The organism is Sporomusa sp., assembly GCF_035561255.1.
Classification (GTDB): Bacteria; Bacillota; Negativicutes; order Sporomusales; family Sporomusaceae; genus Sporomusa.
The window spans coordinates 1-2699 of the sequence record NZ_DATMXX010000207.1 but is presented as its reverse complement, the minus strand read 5'-3'; the positions used below and the strand labels follow the sequence as shown (position 1 = coordinate 2699).

Genomic DNA, 2699 nt, shown 5'->3' with positions numbered 1-2699 from the left:
TTTTAACACTAAACTGTAATTTGATATCGAAATACAAAGTGTTTGTTTTATACTCTGATCAAAGAAGTATTAATAGAAAGAGGGTATATTTATGTCAAAAATAATTAAATGCGGAAAGTTATTTTGTGCAATTGACGAGAGCGTTCAAGAAAATGCAGTGATAATCATTGAAGATAACAAAATAACTGAGGTGAGAAGTGCGGAAGGCTTTTTAGCTAATGCAGGTGATGAAGTCATTGATCTTTCAGATAAGTTTGTACTTCCCGGATTAATTGATACCCATGTACATCTTGGATTTGGTGGCAAAACATCCCTTATTGAGGTAAGTGAACCACCAGAGATGGTTGTAATCAAAGGGGTTAAAAATGCCCAGTTGGATTTACTTGCTGGTTTTACCTCAGTTCGTGATGAGGGATACCCTACTATCACAGGTTGCAGTATTTTACGTGATGCAATCAATGCAGGGATTTTTCCGGGTCCACGTATTTTCACCAGCGGTATGTATATTACACAAACAGGTGGACATCTTGATTTTCGTTATCCTGGAGAAACATTGGGATACAATACCTTTAAATCCGGTAATATTGCAAACGGTCCTGAAGAGGTTCGCGCAGCTGCCCGTTTAATGCTGAAGTATGGTGCAGACCAGATTAAAGTAGTGGTTACTGGTGGCGTTTTGAGCCCTGGCAATGAGCCTGGAGAACAAAATATGAGCGTTGAGGAAATTAAAGCAGCTGTTGATGTAGCTCAAATGCATGGCAAGATCACGTCTGCTCATGCCCATGGTACAGCGGGCATCAAAGCAGCAGCTATTGCAGGTGTCTCCGTAATTGAACACTGTACACTTGTTGACGAGGAAACCATACAAATTATGGTGGAAAAAGGTATTTCTATTGCTCCTACATTTATTGTTTTAAAGATAATCTCAGAAAAAGGTGCTGCAGCTGGTATTCCTGATTTCGCGATTAGAAAGGCAACTGCCTTGGTTGGTTCACATCTTTCCAATATAAAAAAGGCTTATGATGCCGGCATACGAATCGTATTTGGGACTGACTGTGGAACTCCTTTAACCCCCCACGGTACACAGTCAGGAGAATTTGAGTTAATGGTACAGGCTGGTATCTCGCCTACAGATACCCTACTCAGTGCCACAAGATATGCAGCTGAACTACTCCACTGGAATGATAAAGTTGGAACCATTGCGCCTAGGAAATTTGCTGACATTATTGCTGTTGATAAGAACCCATTAGAGGAGATTTCAATTCTTAATAGTGTTGCTTTTATTATGAAAGATGGCAAAGTTTATAAAAGTTAAATCAATCATCATGCGAGAACATCTGGCACAAATAATTAATTGGAGGGTAATAGAATGAACAATAAAAAGATATTTTACGGTTGGTGGGTTGTAGCTGCGAGCGTTTTGATTATGGCCTTGTTGCACCCATTAATAACGACTTGTTGGGGGCTGTACGTTAAACCTGTTACTAAGGATATGGGTTTCAGTAGAAGTGCATTCGGCATATGTAGCACCATCATTTCTGGAGTAACAGTATTCCTATCACCTTATTTAGGAAAATGGCTGGCAAAAAAAAATACTCAACTAATTCATGCTATCTGTGTTGTTGGTTTGGCTGCCTCGTACGCTAGCTTTTCGTTAGGACAAAACATTACTCATTTTTATATAAGTGCTTTCTTTATGGGGGCGTTTTCCTGTGGCGCAATAGCTTTGCCTGTTTCTATTATCATTACAAACTGGTTTGCCAAAAAAAGAGGTTTGGCTATCAGTATTGCCCTTGCTGGTAGTGGTTTTGGTGGTGCTATCATCAGTCCCATAATGGCAAATATCATCGAAAACTATGGTTGGAGAGCATCGTATCTTGTATTTGCTGGTGCTATGCTGATAATCTGTTTGCCTATGATTATCCTAATGAAAAAATCCCCTGAAACTATGGGTTTTATGGCATACGGAGCAGATGAAGTTGCTGCTACTGCCCAAAAGACAATCGTCCCCAAAACTGAACTTAACATGACCCTTGAGGAAGTAAAAAAACATAGCTTCTTTTGGATCTATTTATTTGGCATGTTCTGCCTATGTTTTGTAGGCTTTGGGTCATTAAGCCAGCTTGCCGCTTTCTTAGCAGATGTTCATGGCGCTGCCTTTGCTGCAGGAATCCTCTCCCTTTTCTTGATTATTGTAACGCTAGGAAAAATATCTCTTGGCTGGGTTTATGATAAATTTGGTACTAGAATAGGTACTGGCTATAGTTGTATCGTTTTTGCCTTGGCTATGGCTTGCCTACTATTCCCAGAATATAAGCCTCTTATGTATGTTATGGCTCTTCTCTATGGTGTAGGAATTTGTACTGGAACTGTTTGCCCGCCAGTAATCACAGCCGCAATGTTTGGTTCAAAACACTATGGTGAGATATATGGTTACGTGAATCGCTCTGTTTACTTAGGCGCCGCACTATCGGTTCCCGCAATCGCAATAGTATATGATAAAACAGGCTCCTATCAAGCGGCATGGATTCTTTGCATTGCCTTGATTATAATTTCTCTTCTTGCACTGCTTTACAGTGATATAAAATGCCGATCACTAACCACTGATAAAATAAATATCCAAAAGCCCAATGGACAAGCAACTCATAAAATTATATAATGAAGCCTCGAAATATTTCCTAATTTATCTATAGTTCTCC

The 2699-nt window shown here is 39.6% G+C and carries 2 protein-coding genes; both read left to right on the top strand.

Annotated elements, in window-relative coordinates:
- Positions 1-91: 91 nt before the first annotated feature.
- Complete coding sequence (locus VN379_RS11495) at positions 92-1315, top strand: amidohydrolase family protein (RefSeq protein WP_325533918.1); 1224 nt, start codon at positions 92-94, stop codon at positions 1313-1315.
- 54 nt (positions 1316-1369) lie between these two features.
- Positions 1370-2659 carry an MFS transporter gene (locus VN379_RS11490; RefSeq protein ID WP_325533916.1) on the top strand — a complete coding sequence of 430 codons (1290 nt, stop codon included), beginning with the start codon at positions 1370-1372 and terminating at the stop codon, positions 2657-2659.
- The last annotated feature ends 40 nt before the right edge of the window (positions 2660-2699 follow it).

Coding starts and splice junctions, on each gene's coding strand:
- VN379_RS11495 (WP_325533918.1), top strand. CDS start 92: ATGTCAAAAATAATTAAATGCGGAAAGTTATTTTGTGCAATTGACGAG.
- VN379_RS11490 (WP_325533916.1), top strand. CDS start 1,370: ATGAACAATAAAAAGATATTTTACGGTTGGTGGGTTGTAGCTGCGAGC.